Raw genomic sequence first — 23,036 nt, 5'->3', positions numbered from 1 at the left:
GAAGGCGGCCGATACGTGTCGACTTCTGGTCAGTAGGTGAGTCCGCCCCCGCAGATTGCCAAGACTCGATCCGTGGCGAGAATCGAGCACGAGGGTGGGAACCGGACGGTGGAGCCCCGCGAAGGCGGCCCTGCCCGACACCCGTCCTACGAAGGAGTCTGGCGCTTCACCGCTGCCGCGGTCGACGTCTCCGTCCCGCAGGCCCGGCACGCCGTGCGCGACCTGCTGGTCCGCCAGGGCGTCCCCCTCCACGACGAGATCATGGACGGCCTGCTGCTGATCGTCTCCGAGCTGGTCACCAACGCCGTGCGGCACGCGGCGCTGCTGTCCCCGGAGATAGCGGTCGAGGTGGCGATCGGCCCCGAGTGGATCCGGGTGTCCGTCGAGGACAACCACCCCTACCGTCCCAAGGCCCTGGAGGCCGACTGGGGGCAGACCGGCGGCCGGGGCCTGCTCCTGGTCCGCGAGATCGCCCAGGAGGCCGGCGGCACCTGCGACGTCGAGCACACCGCGAGCGGCGGCAAGATCATCTGGGCGGCGCTGCCCCTGGCCCCGATGGCACCGGAGCCGGGAGCGGCACCGCAGGAGCCGGTGGTCACCAGCCCCCGGACGGACCCGTCAGCTCCCTGACGGCCGGACGCGCCGCGTCGAGCACCGTCATGAACCAGGCGGAGAACGGCGCGGCGGCGTGCCGCTCGGCCAGCTCGGCGGGGGTCACGAAGACGGTGTCCTCGATCTCCTCCGGGTCCGGGCGCGGCGCGGCCTGCACCAGGCCGACGAAGAGGTGGTTGAACTCCTGCTCCACCAGGCCCGAGGCCGGGTCCGGGTGGTTGTAGCGGACCGTGCCGGCCTCCGCGAGCAGCGAGGGCGAGACGCCCAGCTCCTCGAAGGTGCGCCGGGCCGCCGCCGCGAACGGGGCCTCGCCCGGGTAGGGGTGGCCGCAGCAGGTGTTCGACCAGACGCCGGGGGAGTGGTACTTGCCGAGCGCCCGCCGCTGGAGGAGCAGCCGGCCCGACTCGTCGAAGAGGAAGACGGAGAAGGCCCGGTGGAGCTGCCCCGGCGCCTGGTGGGCGGTGAGCTTCTCCGCCGTGCCGATGGTCCTTCCGTCCTCGTCGACCAGTTCGAGCATGATCGGGGCCGGGTCTCCGGACGGCTGGACGCCGTTCGACACGATCTCCGGCGAGATCTGAGCCGCGGTGGCTGGTGTGGTCGGCATACCCATCCTTCGCTTCGGTCCTCGGCCCGGTGGGGCCCCCTCAGTCTGCCGTACAAAAGCGGCTTGTCCGTACTTCGACGTCCGGACGCGGCCGCTCCCGCCGCACCGGAGTACAAACGGGGCGGCGGGAGCGGGAGGGGTCCGGGGCGGCACTACACCCCGAAAGCGGCGGGACAGGCGAGCGCACCCGTGGGAACGGGCGCGGAGTCGTCCGGGACGAGCGCCCTCATGGCCTCGTCCGGGACCTCGAAACCTGGCCTGATTCCATACGCGGATGCCCGTTCGAACCCGAACCGGGGGTAGTACTCCGGGTGTCCCAGGGCGAGGACGAGGGTCTCGCTCCGCGGCCGGGCCGCGTCGAGGACCGCCCGGACGACGGCCTGCCCGGCCCCCGTCCGCCGGTGTTCCGGCGCCACCGCCTCCGATCCGAAGGCCGCCGCCTCGACCCGCCGGACCTCCGCCTCCTCGCCGGACGCCTCCGGCCGGGTGCGCCGGCGCGGGTCGGCGGGGCGCAGGACGAAACCGGCGTAGCCGTAGTCGGAGCCGTACTCGCGCCGCAGCGCGATCTCGGCGCGGGCCCCGGCGACCGCCTCGGCCATGCCGGGCACGGAGGTGTCCGCCGCCTCGGCGCGCGCGGCCAGCGGGCCGTAGTACTCGTCCCAGTCGCCCTCCGGCTGGAGGAAGGCGCCCAGGACGTGGTAGCCGGCCGCGACCGCTGCCGCCGCGTTCCCGGCGACGGTGCGGAGCGGGTAGTGCTCCTCCCAGAAGGCGCGGGCCGCCGGGCCCGGCTCCCCGGTGGTCCACACGCACTCGGTGAGCACGAGCGTGCCGCCGGGCGCGAGGAGACGGCGCCACTCGGCGAGCGCCCGGTCGAAGCCGAGCACGAAGACCGAGCTCTCGGCCCAGACCAGGTCGAAGGAGCCGTCGGGGAACGGCAGGGCGCCCATGTCGGCGCGGAGGGCGCGGACGGAGCCGCCGTCGGGGTCCGGGCCGTCGAGTCCGCGCGCGGCGGCGGACTCCCGCAGCTCGGCGAGGAACGGCTCGTGGGTGTCGACGGCGGTCACCTCGGCGCCCGCCTCGGCGGCCAGGAGCAGCGCGGAGCGGCCCGGACCGCAGCCCAGGTCGAGCACGCGCGGGCGCGCGGGGAGCGGCCCCGCCAGGGAGAGGAGCCGGCGGGTGGTGGTGTCGGAGCCCGGACCCTGGCGCCGCAGGCCGTGGTGCAGGGCGAAGAAGGCATCGCGAAGAGCGTTGTCGGACAACGTGGGAAACCCTTGGGTGAGAGGGCCCCGGCCGACGACGTGACGTACCGGTGCGAGGACCGGGATCAGGTCAGCCGGAGACCCGGAGGCTGAGGGACGACCGGGCGCTGCCGCACGGGGCAGCCTCCATCGCGACGGTCATCGACCTCAGCTCCTCTCACCACACGTTCGTACGAAAAGACTAACAGGCGGCCCGGTGCGCTACAGGCACAGCTTCGCCTCGTGCTCCGCGTGGCCGACCGGCTCCAGCTGGAAGGTGCAGTGCTCGACGTCGAAGTGCGAGCCCAGGCAGTCCTGGAGCGCGTGCAGCATCTTCTCGTGTCCCACCGAGTCGAGGGCCCCCTGGTCGACGACCACGTGCGCGGAGAGGACCGGCATGCCCGAGGTGATCGTCCAGGCGTGCAGGTCGTGCACGTCCTCGATCCCCGGCAGGGCCAGTATGTGGGCCCGCACCTCCGCCATGTCGACGCCCTTGGGGGCCGCCTCCAGGAGCACGTCCAGGGTCTCGCGCAGCAGCTTGACCGTGCGCGGGACGATCATCAGGCCGATCACCAGTGAGGCGATCGGGTCCGCGTACGTCCAGCCCGTGGCCAGGACGATCCCGGACGCGACGATCACGGTGACCGAGCCGAGGGCGTCCGCGAGCACCTCCAGGTACGCCCCGCGCACGTTGAGGCTCTCCCGCCGGCCCCGCGTCAGCAGCGACAGCGAGACCACGTTCGCCACCAGGCCGACCGTCGCGAACGCGATGGCGAGGCCGCCCCTGGTTTCGGCCGGTTCGAGGAACCGCTGGACCGCCTCGAACAGCACGTAGCCGCCCACGCCGAGCAGCAGCAGGCAGTTCGCGAGTGCCGCCAGGATCTCGGCCCGCGCGTACCCGAAGGTGCGGTTGCCCGAGGGCGGCCGGTTGGCGAAGTGGATCGCCAGGAGCGCCATCGCGAGGCCGACCGCGTCGGTCGCCATGTGGGCCGCGTCCGCGATCAGCGCGAGCGAGTCCGCGACCACGCCGCCGATGATCTCGACCACCATCACGGAGAGCGTGATGCCGAGCGCGATCCGCAACCGGCTCCGGTACGCGGCCCCCGCGGTGCCCGTGGGCGGCGGGCCTCCGTGTCCGTGGCCGTGCCCGTGATCGTGTCCAGCCCCCATGACGTGGCCTCCCGGTCGTGTCGTCCGTATGCCCCGGTGCGCAAGTCAACTACGGGTGGGGGGTATGCGCAACACGGTACTGAACACCGTTGTCATATGCTCTGACCTGCGGTGATGCATTCCGGACAAGGCGTGCCGAGAGGGGCTCGGAGGCACCCTCCGCGCAGCCGTCCGACCGGGGTTTGTGGGCCGGGCGGACGATCGCCCATCATGATCCCCGACGGACGGGGCGCACCGAGGCGGACGCGAGCGGGCCCGGGGGAGTCCTGCCCGCGAAGCCTCGGTGAACTCGTCCTTCTGTTCATCGGATAGCCTCAGCCGACGTGTCGCCGCCCGGTGCCGGGCCGCACCGCCGCGCCCGGGGCCGCCATGGGCCCCGCCGGCCCCTCCGTCAGCTCCAAGGAGTGAGTTCGTCTGTCGACCGCCATCCTCACCGGCCCGCCGGCACCCGGATCCTCGCTCGACGGTGATCTGCGGTCGCTCGGCTTCGACGTCCGGATCGCCTCCGGCGCCGAGGAGGCCGCCGCCCTGCTGACCACCGTCCCGGCGGGCGAGCGCGTCGCGCTCGTCGACCCCCGGTTCGTCGGCCACCTGCACGCGCTGCGCCTCGCCCTCACCGACCCCCGGTTCCCGGCCGCCGGAGTCCCCGGCGCGCTCACCGCGCGGGGCGAGGCCCGCCCCGCCCTGGCCCGGGCCCTGAGCGAGGTCTCCGTGACGTCCGGGGCCCCCGGCGCTCCCGCCGACGACCTCCCCGCCACCCTCGCCGACGCCCTCGACGCCGACGGCGTCGCCGTGCACCGCCCCCAGCTCGGCACCCTCGTCGCCACCGTGCCCACCGACGCCGAGGCCCGCCACGCGGCGCGCGCCGCCGTCGAGGCCGTCGACGACGAGGCCGTACGCCTCCGCTCGGCCGTGAAGGCGCACGACGGCTTCTTCACCACCTTCTTCATCAGCCCGTACTCGCGTCACATCGCCCGCTGGTGCGCGCGCCGCGGACTGACCCCCAACCAGGTCACCACCGCCTCGCTGCTCACCGCCCTGATAGCGGCCGGCTGCGCGGCGACCGGCGAGCGCGGCGGCTACGTCGCCGCCGGCGTCCTCCTCCTCGTCTCCTTCGTCCTGGACTGCACCGACGGGCAGCTCGCCCGCTACGCGCTGAAGTACTCGACGATGGGCGCCTGGCTCGACGCCACCTTCGACCGCGCCAAGGAGTACGCCTTCTACGCGGGCCTCGCCCTCGGCGCCGCCCGCAACGGCGACGACGTCTGGGCCCTCGCCCTCGGCGCCATGGTCCTGATGACCTGCCGCCACGTCGTGGACTTCTCCTTCAACGAGGCGAACGCCGAGAGCACCGGCGCCGCGGCCAAGACCAGCCTGGCCCTCTCCAGCAGACTGGACGGCGTCGGCTGGACCGTCTGGGCCCGCCGCATGATCATCCTGCCGATCGGCGAGCGCTGGGCGATGATCGCCGTCCTCACCGCCGTGACCAGCCCCCGGATCGTCTTCTGGGCCCTGATCGCCGGCTGCGCCTTCGGCGCCTGCTACACCACCGCCGGCCGCGTCCTGCGCTCCCTGACCCGCAAGGCGAAGAGGACCGACCGGGCCGCCCGGGCGCTCTTCGACCTCACCGACTCCGGCCCGCTCGCCGAGGTCGTTGCCGGGGCGGCCCGCCGCCTGTCGTTCCCGGGCCCCGCCCCGGTCGTCGCGTTCCTGGGCGCCGCGCTCGTCGTCGGCGTCGCGCTCGGCGCGGAACCGGGCGACGTCACCGTCGTCGCCGCGGCCGCCGCGTACGCGGTGCTCGCCGGCGTCGCCGTCGCCCGCCCCCTCAAGGGCGCCCTCGACTGGCTCGTCCCCCCGCTCTTCCGCGCCGCCGAGTACACCACCGTCCTCGTCCTGGCCGCCCGCTCCGACTCCCCGGGAGCCCTCCCGGCGGCGTTCGGGCTGGTCGCGGCGGTCGCCTACCATCACTACGACACCGTGTACCGCATCCGCGGCGGCACCGGCGCGCCGCCCGCCTGGCTGGTGCGCGTCACCGGCGGACACGAGGGGCGCACGCTCCTGGTGACCGCTCTCGCCGCCCTCCTCGCGGGCCGCGGCGACGACTTCACCCTGGCACTGACCGCCCTCGCGGCCGCCGTCGCCCTCATGGTGCTCGTGGAGTCCGTCCGCTTCTGGGTCTCCGCCGGAGCACCCGCCGTTCACGACGAAGGAGAAGCCGCATGATCGGCCTCGTACTGGCAGCCGGTGCCGGACGGCGTCTGCGCCCCTACACCGACACCCTTCCGAAGGCCCTCGTGCCTGTGGACGGCGACACCACCGTCCTCGACCTCACCCTCAAGAACTTCGCCGAGATCGGCCTCACCGAGGCCGCGATCGTCGTCGGCTACCGCAAGGAGGCCGTCTACGACCGCAAGGAGGAGCTGGAGGCCAGGTACGGGCTGAAGCTCACCCTCGTCGACAACGACAAGGCCGAGGAGTGGAACAACGCCTACTCCCTGTGGTGCGCCCGCGAGGTCCTCAAGCGCGGCGTGATCCTCGCCAACGGCGACACCGTCCACCCGGTCTCCGTCGAGAGGACCCTGCTCGCCGCCCGCGGCGACGGCCGGAGGATCATCCTCGCCCTCGACACGGTGAAGGACCTCGCCGACGAGGAGATGAAGGTCGTCACCGCCGAGGGCGAGGGCGTCCGGCGCATCACCAAGCTCATGGACCCGGCGACCGCCACCGGCGAGTACATCGGCGTCACCCTGATCGAGCCCGAGGCCGCCGAGGAGCTCGCCGACGCCCTCCGGGCCACCTTCGAGCGCGACCCGGACCTCTACTACGAGGACGGCTACCAGGAGCTCGTCAACCGCGGTTTCACCGTCGACGTCGCCCCTATCGGTGACGTGAAGTGGGTGGAGATCGACAACCACGACGACCTCGCGAAGGGCCGTGAGATCGCGTGCCAGTACTGACCCGGCTGATCCCGTCGCCGGTCGTCGTCGACATCCGCAGGGGAGCGCTGGAGGACCTGTCCACGCTCCTCGCGGACCAGCGGATCTCTAGCAACGGCAGGATCGCCGTCGCCATCAGCGGGGGATCGGGCCTCAGGCTCCGCGACCACTTCGCCCCGCAGCTCCCGGGCGCCGACTGGTACCCGGTCTCCGGCGGCACCATCGACGAGGCCGTCAGGCTGGCGGACGCCATACGGGGTCAGCGGTACGACGCCGTGGTCGCCCTCGGCGGCGGCAAGATCATCGACGTGACCAAGTACGCGGCGGCCCGGGTCGGGCTGCCGCTGGTGGCCATCGCCACCAACCTGTCGCACGACGGGATCTGCTCCCCGATCTCCACCCTGGACAACGACAACGGGCGCGGCTCCTACGGCGTCCCCACCCCGATCGCCCTCGTCATCGACCTGGACGTGATCAGGGACGCCCCGGTGCGCTACGTCCGCTCCGGCATCGGCGACGCGATCTCCAACCTCTCCGCCCTCGCGGACTGGGAGCTCTCCCACCGCGAGACCGGCGAGAAGGTCGACGGCCTCGCCGCCGCCATGGCCCGCAGCGCCGGAGAGGCCGTGCTCCGCCACCCCGGCGGCGTCGGCGACGACGACTTCCTCGTCACCCTCTCCGAGGGCCTGGTGATGTCCGGCATCGCCATGTCGATCAGCGGCGACAGCCGCCCCTCCTCGGGCGCCTGCCACGAGATCAGCCACGCCTTCGACCTGCTCTACCCGACCCGCGCCGCCAGCCACGGCGAGCAGTGCGGCCTCGGAGCGGCCTTCGCCATGCACCTGCGCGGCGCCCGCGCCGAGTCCGGGCTGATGGTCGAGACCCTGCGCCGGCACGGACTGCCCGTCCTGCCGGAGGAGATGGGCTTCACCGTGGACGAGTTCGTCCGCGCGGTGTCCTTCGCCCCGCAGACCCGGCCCGGCCGCTTCACCATCCTCGAACACCTCGAACCGACCGACGACGACATCAGGGACGCGTACGCAGACTATGCAAAAGCCATCGGTAGCTGAGCTCCGTCCGGTCGTCCACCCCCCGGGCGTGAAGGACCGGCGGAGCGGCGAGCACTGGGGCGGCCGGCTGTACATGCGGGAGATCTCCCTGCGGATCACCCGGCAGCTGGCGAACACCCGGGTCACGCCCAACCAGCTGACCTACCTGATGACCGTCTTCGGCGTGCTCGCCGCCCCGGCGCTGCTGGTGCCGGGCATCCCGGGCGCCGTCCTCGGCGTGCTCATGGTCCAGCTTTACCTGCTGCTCGACTGCGTCGACGGCGAGCTGGCCCGCTGGAAGAAGCAGTTCTCGCTCGGCGGCGTCTACCTGGACCGGGTCGGCGCCTACCTGTGCGACGCGGCGGTCCTCGTCGGCTTCGGCCTGCGCGCCGCCGACCTGTGGGGCACCGGCCGGATCGACTGGCTGTGGGCCTTCCTCGGCACCCTCGCCGCCCTCGGGGCCATCCTGATCAAGGCCGAGACCGACCTCGTCGGCGTCGCCCGCCACCAGGGCGGCCTCCCGCCGGTCAAGGAGGCGGCCTCCGAGCCGCGCTCCTCCGGCATGGCGCTGGCCCGCCGGGCCGCCGCCGCGCTCAAGTTCCACCGGCTGATCCTCGGGATCGAGGCCTCCCTGCTCATCCTGGTCCTCGCGATCGCGGACCAGGTCAGGGGCGACCTCTTCTTCTCGCGGCTCGGCGTCGCCGTCCTCGCCGGCATCGCCCTGCTCCAGACCCTGCTGCACCTGGTGTCGATCCTGGTCTCCAGCAGGCTGAAGTGAGGACGGCCGTGAGCACGCCGCTCAGGGTGGGGGCCGTCGTCATCACGATGGGCGACCGCCCCGACGACCTGCGGGCGCTGATCGACTCGGTCGCCGCCCAGGAGGGCGACCCGGTCGAGGTCGTCGTCGTCGGCCAGGGCACCCCGGTCACCGGGGTGCCCGACTGGGTCCGCACCGTCGACCTGCCCGAGAACGTCGGCATCCCCGCCGGCCGGAACGTCGGCATCGAGGCCTTCGGCCCCGGTGGCACCGACGTCGACGTCCTCCTCTTCCTCGACGACGACGGCCTGCTCGCACACGCCGACACCGCCGAGCTGGTCCGCCAGGCCTTCACCGCCGACCCGCACCTCGGCATCATCAGCTTCCGCATCGCCGATCCGGAGACCGGCGCCACCCAGCGCCGGCACGTGCCGAGGCTGCGCGCCGCCGACCCGATGCGCTCCTCGCGGGTGACCACCTTCCTCGGCGGCGCCAACGCCGTGCGCACCAAGGTCTTCGCCGAAGTGGGCGGCCTGCCGGACGAGTTCTTCTACGCGCACGAGGAGACCGACCTCGCCTGGCGCGCGCTCGACGCCGACTGGATGATCGACTACCGTTCGGACATGGTGCTGCTGCACCCCACGACAGCACCTTCCCGGCACGCCTCCTACCACTTCAACGTGGCTCGCAACCGCGTGTGGCTGGCCCGTCGCAATCTGCCCGCACCCCTGGTGCCGGTCTACCTCGGCGTCTGGCTGCTGCTCACCCTGGCCCGGCGGCCCTCGTCCGCCGCCCTCAAGGCGTGGCTCGGCGGCTTCCGCGAAGGCTGGACGACCCCCTGCGGACCGCGTCGTCCCATGAGGTGGCGTACGGTGTGGCGGCTGACCCGGCTGGGTCGCCCCCCGGTGGTCTGACATCGTGGTACCCGACGTGCCGCGCATATGAACACGAAAGTTTCGACTTGTGAGTGACACACAGCAGGGCGGGGCGGTCGCGACGAGCGCGCCCCCGTCCGTCGACGAGGGCCTGGCCCCCGCCGCGCTCGCCGCGAAGTACGGCCTCGCGGTCAGCGGGGCCCGGCCGGGGCTGTTCGAGTACGTCCGCGACCTGTGGAGCCGTCGCCACTTCATCGCGGCGTTCTCCTCGGCCAAGCTGACCGCCCAGTACAGCCAGGCGAAGCTGGGCCAGGTGTGGCAGGTGGCGACCCCGCTCCTGAACGCCCTGGTCTACTACCTGATCTTCGGCCTCATCCTGGGCGCGGGCCGCGGCATGACCAAGGACGTCTACATCCCCTTCCTGGTCACCGGCATCTTCGTGTTCACCTTCACCCAGAGCTCGGTCATGGCCGGCGTCCGGGCGATCTCGGGCAACCTGGGCCTCGTCCGGGCCCTGCACTTCCCGCGCGCCTCGCTGCCCATCTCCTTCTCGCTCCAGCAGCTCCAGCAGCTGCTGTTCTCGATGATCGTCCTCGTGGCGGTGGCCATCGCCTTCGGCAGCTACCCCTCGCCCCGCTGGCTGCTCGTGGTCCCGGCGCTGTTCCTGCAGTTCGTGTTCAACATCGGCCTGGCCATGATCATGGCCAGGATGGGCTCCAAGACGCCCGACCTGGCCCAGCTGATGCCGTTCGTCATGCGGACCTGGATGTACGCGTCCGGCGTGATGTTCTCGATCCCCGCGATGCTGGCCGACAAGCCGGCCTGGATCGCCGACATCCTCATGTACAACCCGGCGGCGGTCTACATGGACCTGATCCGCTTCGCGCTCATCGAGGGCTACGGTGCGGAGAACCTGCCGTCGCACGTCTGGCTGACCGCCCTCGGCTGGGCCCTGGCCTTCGGCATCGGCGGCTTCGTCTACTTCTGGAAGGCCGAGGAGAGGTACGGCCGTGGCTGACCCGAACCAGTCCAGCATCCCCACCGTCATCTGCGACGACGTCCACATCGTCTACCGGGTCAACGCCGGCGCCGGGGGCAAGGGCAGCGCCACGGCGGCGCTCAGCCGGATCCTCGGCCGCGGCAAGGCCGAGGTCACCCGGGGCGTCCGCAAGGTCCACGCGGTCCGCGGCGTCACCTTCACCGCCTACCGGGGCGAGGCCATCGGCCTCATCGGCTCCAACGGCTCCGGCAAGTCCACGCTGCTGCGCGCCATCGCCGGCCTGCTCCCCACCGAGAGCGGCAAGGTCTACACCGACGGCCAGCCCTCGCTCCTCGGCGTCAACGCGGCCCTGATGAACGACCTCACCGGCGAGCGCAACGTGATCCTCGGCGGCCTCGCCATGGGCATGAGCCGCGAGGAGATCCGCTCCCGCTACGAGGGCATCGTCGACTTCTCCGGCATCAACGAGAAGGGCGACTTCATCAGCCTGCCCATGCGGACGTACTCCTCCGGCATGGGCGCCCGGCTCCGCTTCGCCATCGCGGCCGCCAAGAACCACGACGTCCTCCTCATCGACGAGGCCCTCGCCACCGGCGACCGCAAGTTCCAGATCCGCTCCGAGGCGCGCATCCGCGAGCTGCGCAAGGAGGCCGGCACGGTCTTCCTGGTGAGCCACAGCAACAAGTCCATCCGGGACACCTGCGACCGGGTGCTCTGGTTGGAGAAGGGCCAGCTCCTCATGGACGGCCCCACGGACGAGGTCCTCAGGGCGTACGAGCGGGAGACCGCCCGCTGAGCACCCCCGTCCGACCCGCCGCCCCCGCCGCGTCCCCCGCGCCGGGGGCGGCGCCGTTTCCCCGCACCGGACGCCCGCCCGGAATGTTCATGCGGTCAACATCGGGCAGGATGAGCCCATGGCAGCGATCTCGGGGGGAAAGACCTACCACCACGGCGATCTGCGGAACGCGCTGATCTGCGCGGCCGTCGGCCTCGCCACCGAGGGCGGCCCCGAACGGGTCGTGCTGCGCGAGGCGGCCCGCCGGGTCGGCGTCTCGCCCACCGCCGCCTACCGGCACTTCGACGGCCGGGGCGAGCTCCTCCGTGCGGTCAGGGCCCACGCCCAGCGGATGCTCGCCGACTCCATGGAGCGCGCCGCCGCCCGCGAACCCGGCGCCGACGACCCCGTCCTCGCGGCCGAGCGCCGGCTCGCCGCCCTCTGCCGGGGGTACGTCGGCTTCGCCGTGGAGCAGCCGGGGCTCTACCGGGCCGCGTTCTGCCTGCCCCGTCCGGCCGGGACGGGCGGAGCGGCGGCGCCGGAGCGGCAGCCGCACGAGCCCGAGGTGCGGGCCTTCGCCCTGCTCGGCGAGGCCCTCGACGCCCTCGCCCGGAGCGACGCCCCGCAGCGGACCGTCCGCCCCGCCGCCGGTGCCGCGGCGTGGTCGGCCGTCCACGGACTGTCACTCCTGCTGCTCGAAGGGCCCCTCCGGCGCCTTCCCGCGCAACGCAGGAACGCCGTCGTCGAGTCCACCCTCGCCATGGTCGTCACCGGGACACGCGCCCCCTGAACCTCCGGGCGACCCGAACTCCCTTGCGGTACGGGCGGATTGACGGCCCGTACGGGTGAGGTTCCCGGCGCCCGCCACCCCGGAACGGTGACGGTCGTCGTACAACGTAAGCTGGACCGGTCTGTTTCGCGGCAAGTAGGGCGATACCCCACGGCCATCGGGCCCCGGGTGGCGGCCCTACGGGCAGGGGTCGGCGGCGTGTCCGAAATAGGATGGATTGGGTCAGCAGTGTAGAACGGGAGACGTGACGGCCATGACGCAGAATCTCCAGCTCCACGAGGGTGTCGCCGTCCCTCCGTCGGGCAGCGACCGGTGACGGACCCCCGGCAGGCGCGCCCCGGCGCCACCTCGCGTGCCACCCTCGGCAAGGCTGCGGACGAGAACTTCCCCGTCGCCCCCTTCTTCCTGCCCCGCGCCTGGCGCGACGACCTCATGGCCGTCTACGGCTACGCCCGGCTCGTCGACGACATCGGCGACGGCGACCTCGCCCCCGGCGGGGCCGACGCCCGCCACCTCGGCGTCGCCCCCGAGCACGCCGAGGACCGGCTCGCCCTCCTCGACGCCTTCGAGGCCGACCTCCACCGCGTCTTCGACTCCACCCCGCGCCACCCCCTGCTGCGCGCCCTCCAGCCGACCGTCGCGCGGTGCGGACTCGCCCCCGGACCCTTCCTCGGCCTGATCGCCGCCAACCGCCAGGACCAGCTGGTCGGCCGCTACGAGACGTACGACGACCTCCTCGCGTACTGCGAACTCTCCGCCAACCCCGTCGGCCGCCTCGTCCTCGGGATCACCGGCACCGAGACCCCCGAGCGGATCCGGCGCTCCGACGAGATCTGCACCGCCCTCCAGATCGTCGAGCACCTCCAGGACGTCGCCGAGGACCTCGGCCGCGACCGGATCTACCTGCCCGCCGAGGACCTCAAGCGGTTCCACGTCACCGAGGACGACCTCGCCCGGCCCACCGCCGGCGCCTCCGTCCGCGCCCTGATCGCCTTCGAGGCCGAACGGGCCCGCGCGCTGCTCCACGCGGGCACCCCCCTCGTCGGCAGCGTCCACGGCCGCCTCCGCCTCCTCCTCGCCGGATTCACCGCCGGGGGCCTCGCGGCCCTCGACGCGATCACCGACGCCGGATACGACGTACTGACCGGCCCGCCCGGGCCCACCAAGCCGAGCCTGCTGCGCCGGGCGGGAGCGGTCCTGCTCCGGGCGCGGAGAGAGGGGTGACCGTGACCGTGGAGGGACAGCACCAGCCGTCCGCACCGGTACAGGCCGCCTACAGCTACTGCGAGGCGGTCACCGGGCAGCAGGCCCGCAACTTCGCCTACGGCATCCGGCTGCTGCCGGCCGAGAAGCGCCAGGCGATGTCCGCGCTCTACGCCTTCTCGCGGCGCGTCGACGACATCGGCGACGGCACCCTCGCGCCCGGCGAGAAGAAGGAGCGCCTGGAGGCCACCCGGGACCTGCTCGACCGGATCCGCTCCGGCAAGGTCGACGAGGACGACACCGACCCGGTCGCCGTCGCCCTCGCCGACTCCGCCGGGCGCTTCCCGATCCCGCTCGACGGCCTCGACGAACTCATCGACGGCGTCCTCATGGACGTCCGCGGCGCCACTTACGAGACCTGGGACGACCTCAAGGTCTACTGCCGCTGCGTCGCCGGCGCCATCGGCCGCCTCTCCCTCGGCGTCTTCGGCACCCAGCCGGGCGCCCACGGCGCCGACCGCGCCCCCGAGTACGCCGACACCCTGGGGCTTGCGCTCCAACTCACCAACATCCTCAGGGACGTGCGCGAGGACGCGGAGAACGGGCGCACCTACCTGCCCGCCGACGACCTCGCCAAGTTCGGCTGCGGGGACGGCTTCGGCGGCCCCCTGCCCGAGGGCTCCGACTTCGCCGGGCTCGTCCACTTCGAAGTGCGGCGCGCCCGCGCCCTGTTCGCCGAGGGCTACCGGCTGCTTCCCCTGCTCGACCGGCGCAGCGGCGCCTGCGTCGCCGCCATGGCCGGCATCTACCGGCGCCTGCTCGACCGGATCGAGCGCGACCCGGAGGCGGTCCTGCGCGGCCGCGTCTCCCTGCCGGGCCGCGAGAAGGCGTACGTCGCGGTGCGCGGCCTCTCCGGCCTCGACACCCGCCACGTCGCCCGCCGCGACGCCGGGAGGCGCACCCGATGAGCCCGTACGCGCCGACCCTCCCGGCCGCGCCCGGAGCCGCGCTCCCGGCCGCGCCCGGCACAGCGCTCCCGATCGTCCTCGGCGCGGTTCCCGCCCGCGCGGCGAACCGCCGTCCCGGCGCCGCCCCTCGTACGATCACCGTCCGCGCGGCCGTCCCCGGCACGACCGTTTCCCGGGGGACCGCCGTCCGTGCGGCCACCGTCCGTACGACCGTCTTCCGTGCGGCCGGCGGCCGTGCCGCAACCCCCGGCGCCGTTCCGGCGTCCCTGACCACGGCCGTCGCGCGCGGCCCGGGCCCGACGGGTCCGACCACGACGAACCGATCGGAGGCCGCGTGACCGAGGACGCAAGCGGGCGGGACGCCCGGCAGGCCCACGCCGTCGTCGTCGGCGGCGGGCTCGCCGGGACCACCGCCGCGCTCCAGCTCGCCGACGCGGGCGTCCGCGTCACCCTCCTGGAGGGCCGGCCCCGGCTCGGCGGCCTCGCCTTCTCCTTCCGCCGCGGCGAGCTGACCGTCGACAACGGCCAGCACGTCTACCTGCGCTGCTGCACCGCCTACCGCTGGTTCCTCGACCGGATCGACGGCGCCCACCTCGCCCCCGTCCAGGACCGCCTCGACGTGCCCGTCCTCGACGTCGGCCACCGCCGCGGCCCCCGGCTCGGCCGGATCCGCCGCGACGACCTGCCCGTCCCGTTCCACCTCGCCCGCAGCCTGGCGACCTACCCCCACCTCAGCGCCGTCGAGCGCGTGAGCGTCGGCCGGGCCGCGCTCGCCCTGAGCCGGCTCGACCCCGCCGACCCGGCCCTGGACGGCATCGACTTCGCCACCTGGCTCGGCCGCCACGGACAGTCCCCGCGCGCCGTCGAGGCCCTGTGGGACCTCGTCGGCGTCGCCACCCTCAACGCCACCGCCCCGCACGCCTCCATGGGCCTGGCCGCCATGGTCTTCAAGACCGGACTCCTCTCCGAGCCCGGCGCCGCCGACATCGGCTGGGCCCGCGTCCCGCTCGGCGAACTCCACGACACCCTGGCCGGAAAGGCCCTCGCCGCCCTCGGGGTGCGCACCGAACTGCGCACCAAGGCCGAGCGGATCTCCCGCATCGCCGACGGGCGCTGGGCCGTCGAGGTGCCGGGCGAGACGATCGAGGCCGACGCCGTCGTCCTCGCCGTACCGCAGCACGAGACCCACGCCCTGCTGCCCGACGGCGCCCTCGACGACCCCGACCGGCTCCTCGACATCGGCACCGCCCCCATCCTCAACCTGCACGTCGTCTACGACCGCAAGGTGCTGAAGCAGCCCTTCTTCACCGCCCTCGGCTCCCCGGTGCAGTGGGTCTTCGACCGCACCGACGCCTCGGGCCTCACGGGCGGCGGCCAGTACCTCGCCGTCTCCCAGTCCGCCGCCCAGGACGACATCGACGCGCCCGTCGCCGTCCTGCGCGAGCGCTACCTCCCGGAGCTGGAGCGGCTGCTGCCCGCCGCCCGCGGCGCCGGGGTGCGCGACTTCTTCGTCACCAGGGAGCGGACGGCGACGTTCGACCCCGCCCCGGGCACCGGCCGGCTCCGCCCCGGCGCCCGCACCCGGGCACCGGGCCTCCACCTGGCCGGAGCCTGGACCGCCACCGGCTGGCCCGCGACCATGGAGGGAGCCGTCCGCAGTGGTGTCAGCGCCGCGGGCGCGGCGCTCTCCGCCCTCGGCCGCCGCCATGACCATCCGCTGCAGGAGGCGGTATGAGTGTGAGTACCGGAACAAGAGGAGAGACCGTGCCGACAGCGCCGCCGGGACACCCGGCCGTCGACACCGCGGACGTGTCCGCACTGCTGGAGCGGGGACGGACCCTGTCCACCCCCGTACTGCGGGCGGCCGTCGACCGCCTCGCGCCGCCCATGGACACCGTGGCCGCCTACCACTTCGGCTGGATCGACGCGCAGGGCAACCCCGCCGACGGCGACGGCGGCAAGGCCGTCCGCCCCGCCCTCGCCCTGCTGTCGGCCGAGGCCGCGGGCGCCGCGCCCGAGGTCGGGGTCCCCGGCGCCGTCGCCGTGGAGCTCGTCCACAACTTCTCGCTGCTCCACGACGACCTGATGGACGGCGACGAGCAGCGCCGCCACCGCGACACGGTGTGGAAGGTGCACGGCCCCGCGCAGGCCATCCTCGTCGGCGACGCCCTCTTCGCCCTCGCCAACGAACTGCTCCTCGAACTCGGCACCGTCGAGGCCGGCCGGGCCACCCGCCGGCTCACCACCGCCACCCGCAAGCTGATCGACGGGCAGGCCCAGGACATCTCCTACGAGCACCGCGAGCGGGTCACCGTCGAGGAGTGCCTGGAGATGGAGGGCAACAAGACCGGCGCCCTCCTGGCCTGCGCCGTCTCCATCGGCGCCGTCCTCGGCGGGGCCGACGACCGGACCGCCGACAAGCTGGAGGAGTACGGCTACCACCTCGGCCTCGCCTTCCAGGCCGTGGACGACCTGCTCGGCATCTGGGGCGACCCCGAGTCCACCGGCAAGCAGACCTGGAGCGACCTGCGCCAGCGCAAGAAGTCCCTGCCCGTCGTCGCCGCCCTCGCCGCCGGCGGCCCGGCCTCCGAGCGGCTCGGCGAGCTGCTCGCCACGGACGCCAAGTCCAGCGACTTCGACTCCTTCTCCGAGGAGGAGTTCGCCGCCCGCGCCGCCCTCATCGAGGAGGCCGGGGGCCGGGAGTGGACCTCCCAGGAGGCCCGCCGCCAGCACGCCGTCGCGATCGCGGCCCTGGACGAGGTGGACATGCCCGCCCGGGTGCGGGACCAGCTCGTCGCCCTCGCCGACTTCGTGGTCGTACGGAAGAGATGATCACCATCACCCTGATATGAGTTCGCGGTCGCCGGCCGGTGCCACCCGGCGCCGGCCGACGGCAGACCCGCAGGAGCAGAAGGAAACAGACTGCGCGAAGGGGAAGCCATGACAGCGACGACCGACGGAAACGCCGGGGCCGTGAGCCCCCGGACGGCCGTGGCCGGCAAGACGACCGAGACCGCCCTCCCGGAGGGGACCGCATCCGCCCCGGGAAGAATCCTCCCGGAGGGGACCGCACCCGCCCCGGGAAGAACCCTCCCGGAGGGGACCGCATCCGCTCCGGGAAGACTCGACGAGACCGCCGCGCGGGCCGCGGCACGGGCCGCCGAGCACCTGCTCGCCCGCCAGGATCCGGCGGGCTGGTGGAAGGGCGACCTGGAGACCAACGTCACCATGGACGCCGAGGACCTGCTCCTCCGCCAGTTCCTGGGCATCCTCGACCCCGGCACCACCCGGGCCGCGGCCCTCCACATCCGCCGCGAACAGCGCGAGGACGGCGCCTGGGCCACCTTCTACGGCGGGCCCGGCGAACTCTCCGCCACCGTCGAGGCCTACGTGGCCCTGCGGCTCGCCGGGGACCCGCCCGAGGCCCCGCACATGGCCCGCGCCTCCGCGTGGGTCCGCGCCCGCGGCGGCATCGCGGCCGCCCGGGTCTTCACCCGGATCTGGCTCGCCCTCTTCGGCTGGTGGCGCTGGGAGGACCTGCCCGAGCTGCCCCCGGAGCTGCTCTTCCTGCCCAAGTGGTTCCCGCTCAACATCTACGACTTCGGCTGCTGGGCCCGCCAGACGATCGTGCCGCTCACCGTGGTCTCCGCCAAGCGCCCGGTCCGGCCCGCCCCCTTCCCGCTCGACGAGCTGCACACCGATCCGGCCCGCCCGAACCCGCCCCGTCCGCTCGCCCCGCCGACCGGCTGGGACGGGATCTTCCAGCGGCTCGACCAGGCGCTGCACCTCTACCACCGGGTGGCGCCGCGCCCGCTGCGCAGGGTGGCCATGAACCTCGCCGCGCGGTGGATCGTCGAGCGCCAGGAGAACGACGGCTGCTGGGGCGGCATCCAGCCCCCCGCCGTCTACTCGATCATCGCCCTCCACCTCCTCGGCTACGACCTCGGCCACCCCGTGATGCGGGCCGGTCTGGAGTCCCTCGACCGGTTCGCCGTCCGGCGCGAGGACGGCTCCCGGATGATCGAGGCCTGCCAGTCCCCGGTCTGGGACACCTGCCTCGCCACCGTCGCCCTCGCCGACGCCGGGCTCCCGCCCGACCACCCGGCCCTGGTCAAGGCCGTCGACTGGATGCTCGACGAGGAGATCACCCGCACCGGGGACTGGGCGGTGCGCCGCCCCGGACTCCCGCCCGGTGGCTGGGCGTTCGAGTTCCACAACGACAACTACCCCGACACCGACGACACCGCCGAGGTCCTGCTCGCCCTGCGCCGGGTCCGGCACCCCGATCCCGCCCGGGTCGAGGCCGCCGCCGCCCGGGGCGCGCGCTGGACCCTCGGCATGCAGTCCCGCAACGGCGCCTGGGGCGCCTTCGACGCCGACAACACCAGCCCCTTCCCCAACAAGCTGCCCTTCTGCGACTTCGGCGAGGTCGTCGACCCGCCCTCCGCCGACGTCACCGCCCACGTGGTGGAGATGCTGGCCCACGAGGGCCTCGCCCAGGACCCCCGCACCCAGCGGGGGATCGAGTGGCTGCTCGCCGAACAGGAGCCGCACGGCGGCTGGTTCGGCCGCTGGGGCGTCAACCACGTGTACGGGACGGGGTCGGTGCTCCCCGCCCTCGCCGCCGCCGGGATCCCGGCCTCGCACCCGGCGGTCCGCCGGGCCGTCGCCTGGCTCGGCTCCGTGCAGAACGAGGACGGCGGCTGGGGCGAGGACCTCCGCTCGTACCAGGACGAGCAGTGGGTCGGGCGCGGCGCCTCCACCGCCTCCCAGACCGCGTGGGCGCTGATGGCCCTGCTCGCCGCGGGCGAGCGCGAGTCCGAGCCGGTCCGGCGGGGCGTCGCCTGGCTGGTCGCGACCCAGCTCCCGGACGGTTCGTGGGACGAGCCGTACTTCACCGGGACCGGCTTCCCCTGGGACTTCTCGATCAACTACCACCTCTACCGCCAGGTCTTCCCCCTCACGGCGCTCGGCCGCTACGTGTACGGGGAGCCGTCGCCCCGCAAGGAGGGCTGATGGGCCGCGCGCCGGCCCCCGGCGCCGCCGCGCCGCCGCTCCTGATCGCCTGCGCGCTCGGCATCGAGCAGCTCGCCCTGCGCAGCGGCGACCGGGGCGGCGCCCCCGGCCCGGTCACCGTGCTGCGGACGGGCATGGGACCCGAACGGGCCCGGGAGGCGGTCTCCCGGGCGCTGGGGGAGCGGCGCCGCCGGGACGCGGCCGTGATCGCCTCCGGGTTCTGCGCGGGGCTCGCCCCGGGCATGCACCCCGGGGACCTGGTGGTCGCCGACGAGACCCGCGGACCCGACGGCACGACCGCGTGCACCGGCACGGACCTCCTGGTGAAGGCCCTGGTCAGGGCGGTGCCGGGCCGGGCCGTGCACGTCGGTCCGCTGAGCGGCTCCGACCACGTGGTGCGGGGCCCCGAGCGGGCCGCGCTGCGGGGCACCGGCGCGATCGCCGTCGACATGGAGTCCGCCGCGACCCTGCGTACCGCACGGGCCGCCGGAGCCTTCGGGGAGGGGCCGGGAGCGCGTCCGGTTGCGGCCGTCCGGGTGGTCGTGGACGCTCCAGAGCATGAGCTGGTCCGTATTGGCACGGTACGCGGGGGAATATCAGCCTTTCGCGTCCTTCGTGCCGTCCTTCCCGCTTTCTTCGAATGGCACCGTTCTTTGCTGCTCCCCAGGAGGTGAGCGAGTTATGGCCATGCCGCTCCGTCAGTCCATCCGGGTCGGGACCTACCTCTTCGAACAGAAGCTCCGCAAGCGCGACAAGTTCCCGCTGATCGTCGAGCTCGAACCGCTCTTCGCCTGCAACCTCAAGTGCGAGGGCTGCGGGAAGATCCAGCACCCGGCGGGTGTCCTCAAGCAGCGCATGCCGGTCGCCCAGGCGGTCGGCGCGGTCCTGGAGTCCGGCGCCCCCATGGTGTCCATCGCGGGCGGCGAGCCCCTGATGCACCCCCAGATCCACGAGATCGTGCGCCAGTTGGTGGCGAGGAGGAAGTACGTCTTCCTCTGCACCAACGCGATGCTGCTCCGCAAGAAGCTGGCGGACTTCACCCCCTCGCCGTACTTCGCCTTCGCCGTGCACATCGACGGACTGCGCGAGCGGCACGACGAGTCCGTGGCCAAGGAGGGCGTGTTCGACGAGGCGGTGGCGGCGATCAAGGAGGCCAAGCGGCGCGGCTTCCGGGTCACCACCAACTCGACCTTCTTCAACACCGACACCCCGCAGACGATCATCGAGGTGCTCAACTTCCTCAACGACGACCTCCAGGTCGACGAGATGATGATCTCGCCCGCCTACGCCTACGAGAAGGCCCCCGACCAGGAGCACTTCCTGGGCGTCGAGCAGACCCGGGAGCTCTTCAGGAAGGCGTTCGCCGGCGGGAACCGGCGCCGCTGGCGCCTGAACCACTCGCCGCTCTTCCTGGACTTCCTGGAGGGCAAGGCGGACTTCCCCTGCACCGCCTGGGCCATCCCCAACTACTCCCTCTTCGGCTGGCAGCGGCCCTGCTACCTGATGAGCGACGGCTACGTCCCCACGTACCGCGAACTCGTGGAGGAGACCGACTGGGAGAAGTACGGCCGGGGCAAGGACCCGCGCTGCGCCAACTGCATGGCGCACTGCGGCTACGAGCCCACCGCCGTCCTCGCCACCATGGGCTCCCTCAAGGAGTCCCTGCGCGCGGTCCGGGAGACCGCCTCCGGGAACGGCAGGTGAGCGGCGCGTGACCGGCGGCGGGTTCGACCTGCGGGCCCTGCTCGCCGAGCGCGGCGACGAGCGGTACGAGCTGCACTCCCGGTATCTCAACCCCCAGCTCCCGCGCATGCTCCGCACCATCGGCTTCGACAAGGTGTACGAGCGGGCCGAGGGCGCCCACTTCTGGGACGCCGACGGGAACGATCACCTGGACATGCTCGCCGGGTTCGGCGTGATGGGCCTCGGACGGCACCACCCCGTCGTCCGCAAGGCCCTCCACGACGTCCTGGACGCCGGGCTCGCCGACCTCACCCGCTTCGACTGCCCGCCGCTGCCCGGTCTCCTCGCCGAGCGGCTGCTCGCCCACAGCCCCCACCTCGACCGGGTCTTCTTCGGCAACAGCGGCACCGAGGCCGTGGAGACCGCCCTGAAGTTCGCCCGGTACGCCACCGGGCGGCCCAGGATCGTCTACTGCGACCACGCCTTCCACGGGCTCACCACCGGCTCCCTCTCCGTCAACGGGGAGCGGGGCTTCCGGGACGGCTTCGCCCCGCTCCTGCCGGACACCGCGATCGCCCTCGGCGACCTCGACGCCCTGGAGCGGGAGCTGCGCAAGGGGGACGTGGCCGGCTTCGTCGTGGAGCCGATCCAGGGCAAGGGCGTCCACGAGGCGCCGCCCGGCTTCCTGCGCGGGGCCCAGGAGCTGCTGCACCGGCACGGCGCCCTGCTGATCGCGGACGAGGTGCAGACCGGTCTGGGCCGGACCGGCGACTTCTACGCGTACCAGCACGAGGAGGGCGTCGAGCCGGACCTGGTCTGCGTCGCCAAGGCGCTCTCCGGCGGCTACGTGCCGGTCGGCGCCACCCTCGGCAAGGACTGGATCTTCAAGAAGGTCTACTCGTCCATGGACCGGGTCCTGGTCCACTCGGCGAGCTTCGGGTCGAACGCGCAGGCCATGGCCGCCGGGCTCGCCGTCCTCTCCGTGATGGAGGAGGAGGGCACGGTCGCCCGCGCGCGCCGGATCGGCGACCTGCTCTCCGGCCGGCTGAAGGAGCTGGTGCCCCGCTACGAGCTGCTCCACGAGATCCGCGGGCGCGGTCTGATGATCGGCATCGAGTTCGGCCGGCCGTCCTCGCTCGGGCTGCGCGGGCGCTGGACGATGCTCCAGGCGGCCCGCAAGGGCCTCTTCGCGCAGATGGTCGTCGTCCCGCTGCTCCAGCGGCACAGGATCCTCACCCAGGTCTCCGGGGACCACCTGGAGGTGATCAAGCTGATCCCGCCGCTCGTCGTCGACGAGGCGGACGTGGACCGGTTCGTCACCGCCTTCACGGCGGTCATGGACGAGGCCCACGGCGGGGGCGGCCTGATGTGGGACTTCGGGAAGACCCTGGTCAGGCAGGCGGTCGCCCAGCGCTGACCCGAACCGGGGCCGTCCGGGCCTCCGCGCGGTCCTTCCGGTCTCCGCGCGGCCGTCCGGGTTTTGCCTCTGGGGCAAGAAACTTGCCCCAGAGGCACGATCCTGGCGGAATGGGGGCATGGACCACGTCCCCGGGGACACCTCCCCGGCCTCCGCCACCGACGTCCTGCCGGACGTCGCCCCGCAGCTGCGGGCCCTGCGCCGCCGCCGGGGACTCACCCTGGAGGCCGCCGCCCGGCGGGCCGGCCTCTCGCCGGCCCACCTCTCGCGCCTGGAGACGGGGAACCGGCAGCCCTCGCTGCCGATGCTGCTCGCCCTGTCCCGCATCTACGGTACGACGGTCTCCGAGCTCCTGGGGGAGACCCCGCCCGAACGCGACCCCGTCGTCCGGGGCGGCCGCTCCGAGCCCGTCGAGGCCGACGGCTGGATCTACCGCCAGGCGGGCGGCGCCGGACGCGCCCTCCAGTGCCTGCGGGTCCACGTGCCGTACGCCACCCGGGCCGACATCGTGCGCGTCCACCCCGGCGAGGAGTGGATCCACGTCCTGGAGGGGCGGGTGCGGCTCGCGCTCGGGGAGACGGTCCACGTCCTCGACCCCGGGGACGGCGCGCACTTCGACTCGCTCACCCCGCACCGGATCGGCGCCGCCACCCCCGGCGGGGCCGAGCTGCTCTTCGTCCACACCCTGCTGCAGAGCCCCGTCGCCGAGCTGTGCCTCGGCGACGGGACCCCGCACCGGCGCTGACCGCGACAAGACCGCCGTAACTATTTTTCAGGAAAGGGCCGACATGTCCGAGAAGTCTGCGTCCGTCACCGGCGAGGAGCGCGGGGAAGGCAAGTTCCCCAAGGGTCTGGTGCTCCGCCTCTTCGCCTACCTGATCGCCGGTCACCTCTTCGCCGGCTTCCTCTACCTGCTCTTCGCGATGGGCGCGAAGTAGGGATC

General features: G+C 73.3%; 23 protein-coding genes. 20 read left to right on the top strand and 3 right to left on the bottom strand.

From position 1 onward, the window contains the following. The first annotated feature begins 72 nt into the window (after nt 1-72). Complete coding sequence (locus ACIP5O_RS30985; protein ID WP_401299265.1) at nt 73-630, top strand: ATP-binding protein; 558 nt, start codon at nt 73-75, stop codon at nt 628-630. Here the strand turns inward: ACIP5O_RS30985 and idi are convergent. From idi to ACIP5O_RS30970, 3 genes are all read right to left on the bottom strand, one after another. Further along, nucleotides 596-1,216, bottom strand: coding sequence for an isopentenyl-diphosphate Delta-isomerase (gene idi, locus ACIP5O_RS30980; RefSeq protein ID WP_401299262.1), 621 nt, complete (start codon nt 1,214-1,216; stop codon nt 596-598). The genes ACIP5O_RS30985 and idi overlap by 35 nt on opposite strands. A 152-nt stretch (nt 1,217-1,368) precedes the next feature. Next, a complete protein-coding gene (locus ACIP5O_RS30975) occupies nt 1,369-2,475 on the bottom strand; it encodes a methyltransferase domain-containing protein (RefSeq protein ID WP_401299259.1) in 1,107 nt (368 codons plus the stop codon). A 201-nt stretch (nt 2,476-2,676) separates the two neighbouring features. Then, entirely contained in the window at nt 2,677-3,624 is a 948-nt protein-coding gene (locus ACIP5O_RS30970) for a cation diffusion facilitator family transporter (protein ID WP_401299256.1), read from the bottom strand. Nucleotides 3,625-4,038: 414 nt separating this feature from the next. On the opposite strand from ACIP5O_RS30970, the gene ACIP5O_RS30965 reads away from it, so the two are divergent. The 19 genes from ACIP5O_RS30965 (at nt 4,039) to ACIP5O_RS30875 (ending at nt 23,031) form a co-directional block, all read left to right on the top strand. After that, entirely contained in the window at nt 4,039-5,847 is a 1,809-nt protein-coding gene (locus ACIP5O_RS30965; RefSeq protein WP_401299408.1) for a DUF5941 domain-containing protein, read from the top strand. Next, nucleotides 5,844-6,581 carry a sugar phosphate nucleotidyltransferase gene (locus ACIP5O_RS30960; protein ID WP_401299254.1) on the top strand — a complete coding sequence of 246 codons (738 nt, stop codon included), beginning with the start codon at nt 5,844-5,846 and terminating at the stop codon, nt 6,579-6,581. The genes ACIP5O_RS30965 and ACIP5O_RS30960 overlap by 4 nt, the downstream gene beginning before the upstream one ends. After that, nucleotides 6,569-7,630, top strand: coding sequence for an iron-containing alcohol dehydrogenase family protein (locus tag ACIP5O_RS30955; protein ID WP_401299251.1), 1,062 nt, complete (start codon nt 6,569-6,571; stop codon nt 7,628-7,630). Before ACIP5O_RS30960 ends, ACIP5O_RS30955 begins: the two co-directional genes overlap by 13 nt. Then, the gene (locus tag ACIP5O_RS30950; RefSeq protein ID WP_356545816.1) at nt 7,608-8,387 is read left to right on the top strand and encodes a CDP-alcohol phosphatidyltransferase family protein; all 780 of its coding nucleotides are present in this window, start codon (nt 7,608-7,610) and stop codon (nt 8,385-8,387) included. Before ACIP5O_RS30955 ends, ACIP5O_RS30950 begins: the two co-directional genes overlap by 23 nt. A 47-nt stretch (nt 8,388-8,434) precedes the next feature. After that, entirely contained in the window at nt 8,435-9,280 is an 846-nt protein-coding gene (locus tag ACIP5O_RS30945; RefSeq protein ID WP_401299405.1) for a glycosyltransferase family 2 protein, read from the top strand. A 49-nt stretch (nt 9,281-9,329) separates the two neighbouring features. Further along, nucleotides 9,330-10,259 (top strand): ABC transporter permease, encoded by a 930-nt coding sequence (locus tag ACIP5O_RS30940; RefSeq protein WP_356545814.1) that lies wholly within the window; start codon nt 9,330-9,332, stop codon nt 10,257-10,259. Further along, nucleotides 10,252-11,037 (top strand): ABC transporter ATP-binding protein, encoded by a 786-nt coding sequence (locus ACIP5O_RS30935; protein ID WP_401299248.1) that lies wholly within the window; start codon nt 10,252-10,254, stop codon nt 11,035-11,037. The genes ACIP5O_RS30940 and ACIP5O_RS30935 overlap by 8 nt, the downstream gene beginning before the upstream one ends. A 118-nt stretch (nt 11,038-11,155) precedes the next feature. After that, entirely contained in the window at nt 11,156-11,806 is a 651-nt protein-coding gene (locus ACIP5O_RS30930) for a TetR/AcrR family transcriptional regulator (RefSeq protein ID WP_401299245.1), read from the top strand. A 312-nt stretch (nt 11,807-12,118) separates the two neighbouring features. Then, on the top strand, nt 12,119-13,030 hold the full coding sequence (gene hpnC / locus ACIP5O_RS30925) for a squalene synthase HpnC (protein WP_356545808.1): 912 nt from the start codon (nt 12,119-12,121) through the stop codon (nt 13,028-13,030). Next, the gene (gene hpnD, locus ACIP5O_RS30920) at nt 13,027-13,977 is read left to right on the top strand and encodes a presqualene diphosphate synthase HpnD (protein ID WP_401299243.1); all 951 of its coding nucleotides are present in this window, start codon (nt 13,027-13,029) and stop codon (nt 13,975-13,977) included. The genes hpnC and hpnD overlap by 4 nt, the downstream gene beginning before the upstream one ends. Further along, complete coding sequence (locus ACIP5O_RS30915; protein WP_401299240.1) at nt 13,974-14,315, top strand: hypothetical protein; 342 nt, start codon at nt 13,974-13,976, stop codon at nt 14,313-14,315. Before hpnD ends, ACIP5O_RS30915 begins: the two co-directional genes overlap by 4 nt. Next, complete coding sequence (gene hpnE / locus ACIP5O_RS30910) at nt 14,312-15,712, top strand: hydroxysqualene dehydroxylase HpnE (RefSeq protein ID WP_401299237.1); 1,401 nt, start codon at nt 14,312-14,314, stop codon at nt 15,710-15,712. The genes ACIP5O_RS30915 and hpnE overlap by 4 nt, the downstream gene beginning before the upstream one ends. Next, the gene (locus tag ACIP5O_RS30905; protein ID WP_401299234.1) at nt 15,709-16,809 is read left to right on the top strand and encodes a polyprenyl synthetase family protein; all 1,101 of its coding nucleotides are present in this window, start codon (nt 15,709-15,711) and stop codon (nt 16,807-16,809) included. Before hpnE ends, ACIP5O_RS30905 begins: the two co-directional genes overlap by 4 nt. A gap of 108 nt (nt 16,810-16,917) precedes the next feature. Next, entirely contained in the window at nt 16,918-18,993 is a 2,076-nt protein-coding gene (shc, locus tag ACIP5O_RS30900) for a squalene--hopene cyclase (RefSeq protein WP_401299232.1), read from the top strand. Beyond that, nucleotides 18,993-19,667, top strand: a complete 675-nt coding sequence (locus ACIP5O_RS30895) for a 1-hydroxy-2-methyl-2-butenyl 4-diphosphate reductase (RefSeq protein ID WP_401299229.1) — start codon at nt 18,993-18,995, stop codon at nt 19,665-19,667. Before shc ends, ACIP5O_RS30895 begins: the two co-directional genes overlap by 1 nt. Nucleotides 19,668-19,674: 7 nt before the next feature. Next, nucleotides 19,675-20,697 (top strand): adenosyl-hopene transferase HpnH, encoded by a 1,023-nt coding sequence (gene hpnH / locus ACIP5O_RS30890; protein WP_401299226.1) that lies wholly within the window; start codon nt 19,675-19,677, stop codon nt 20,695-20,697. A 7-nt stretch (nt 20,698-20,704) separates the two neighbouring features. Beyond that, the gene (locus tag ACIP5O_RS30885; protein ID WP_356545796.1) at nt 20,705-22,093 is read left to right on the top strand and encodes an aspartate aminotransferase family protein; all 1,389 of its coding nucleotides are present in this window, start codon (nt 20,705-20,707) and stop codon (nt 22,091-22,093) included. 118 nt (nt 22,094-22,211) lie between these two features. Next, nucleotides 22,212-22,838 (top strand): helix-turn-helix domain-containing protein, encoded by a 627-nt coding sequence (locus ACIP5O_RS30880; RefSeq protein ID WP_401299223.1) that lies wholly within the window; start codon nt 22,212-22,214, stop codon nt 22,836-22,838. A gap of 43 nt (nt 22,839-22,881) precedes the next feature. Further along, on the top strand, nt 22,882-23,031 hold the full coding sequence (locus ACIP5O_RS30875; protein ID WP_356545792.1) for a DUF6126 family protein: 150 nt from the start codon (nt 22,882-22,884) through the stop codon (nt 23,029-23,031). Nucleotides 23,032-23,036: the final 5 nt, after the last annotated feature.

It is taken from the genome of Streptomyces sp. NPDC088915 (genome assembly GCF_044749825.1).
GTDB lineage: Bacteria > Actinomycetota > Actinomycetes > Streptomycetales > Streptomycetaceae > Streptomyces.
Note: the sequence above shows the minus strand (reverse complement) of the source record. Positions and strands in the feature narration are given on the sequence as shown.

Bases quoted from the DNA above. Each gene is read 5' to 3' on its own strand.
- hpnH (WP_401299226.1), top strand. From the start codon at position 19,675: ATGGCCATGCCGCTCCGTCAGTCCATCCGGGTCGGGACCTACCTCTTC.
- ACIP5O_RS30880 (WP_401299223.1), top strand. From the start codon at position 22,212: ATGGACCACGTCCCCGGGGACACCTCCCCGGCCTCCGCCACCGACGTC.
- shc (WP_401299232.1), top strand. From the start codon at position 16,918: ATGACAGCGACGACCGACGGAAACGCCGGGGCCGTGAGCCCCCGGACG.
- ACIP5O_RS30970 (WP_401299256.1), bottom strand. From the start codon at position 3,624: ATGGGGGCTGGACACGATCACGGGCACGGCCACGGACACGGAGGCCCG.
- ACIP5O_RS30905 (WP_401299234.1), top strand. From the start codon at position 15,709: ATGAGTGTGAGTACCGGAACAAGAGGAGAGACCGTGCCGACAGCGCCG.
- ACIP5O_RS30945 (WP_401299405.1), top strand. From the start codon at position 8,435: ATGGGCGACCGCCCCGACGACCTGCGGGCGCTGATCGACTCGGTCGCC.
- ACIP5O_RS30960 (WP_401299254.1), top strand. From the start codon at position 5,844: ATGATCGGCCTCGTACTGGCAGCCGGTGCCGGACGGCGTCTGCGCCCC.
- ACIP5O_RS30915 (WP_401299240.1), top strand. From the start codon at position 13,974: ATGAGCCCGTACGCGCCGACCCTCCCGGCCGCGCCCGGAGCCGCGCTC.
- ACIP5O_RS30895 (WP_401299229.1), top strand. From the start codon at position 18,993: ATGGGCCGCGCGCCGGCCCCCGGCGCCGCCGCGCCGCCGCTCCTGATC.
- ACIP5O_RS30950 (WP_356545816.1), top strand. From the start codon at position 7,608: ATGCAAAAGCCATCGGTAGCTGAGCTCCGTCCGGTCGTCCACCCCCCG.
- idi (WP_401299262.1), bottom strand. From the start codon at position 1,216: ATGCCGACCACACCAGCCACCGCGGCTCAGATCTCGCCGGAGATCGTG.
- ACIP5O_RS30875 (WP_356545792.1), top strand. From the start codon at position 22,882: ATGTCCGAGAAGTCTGCGTCCGTCACCGGCGAGGAGCGCGGGGAAGGC.
- ACIP5O_RS30930 (WP_401299245.1), top strand. From the start codon at position 11,156: ATGGCAGCGATCTCGGGGGGAAAGACCTACCACCACGGCGATCTGCGG.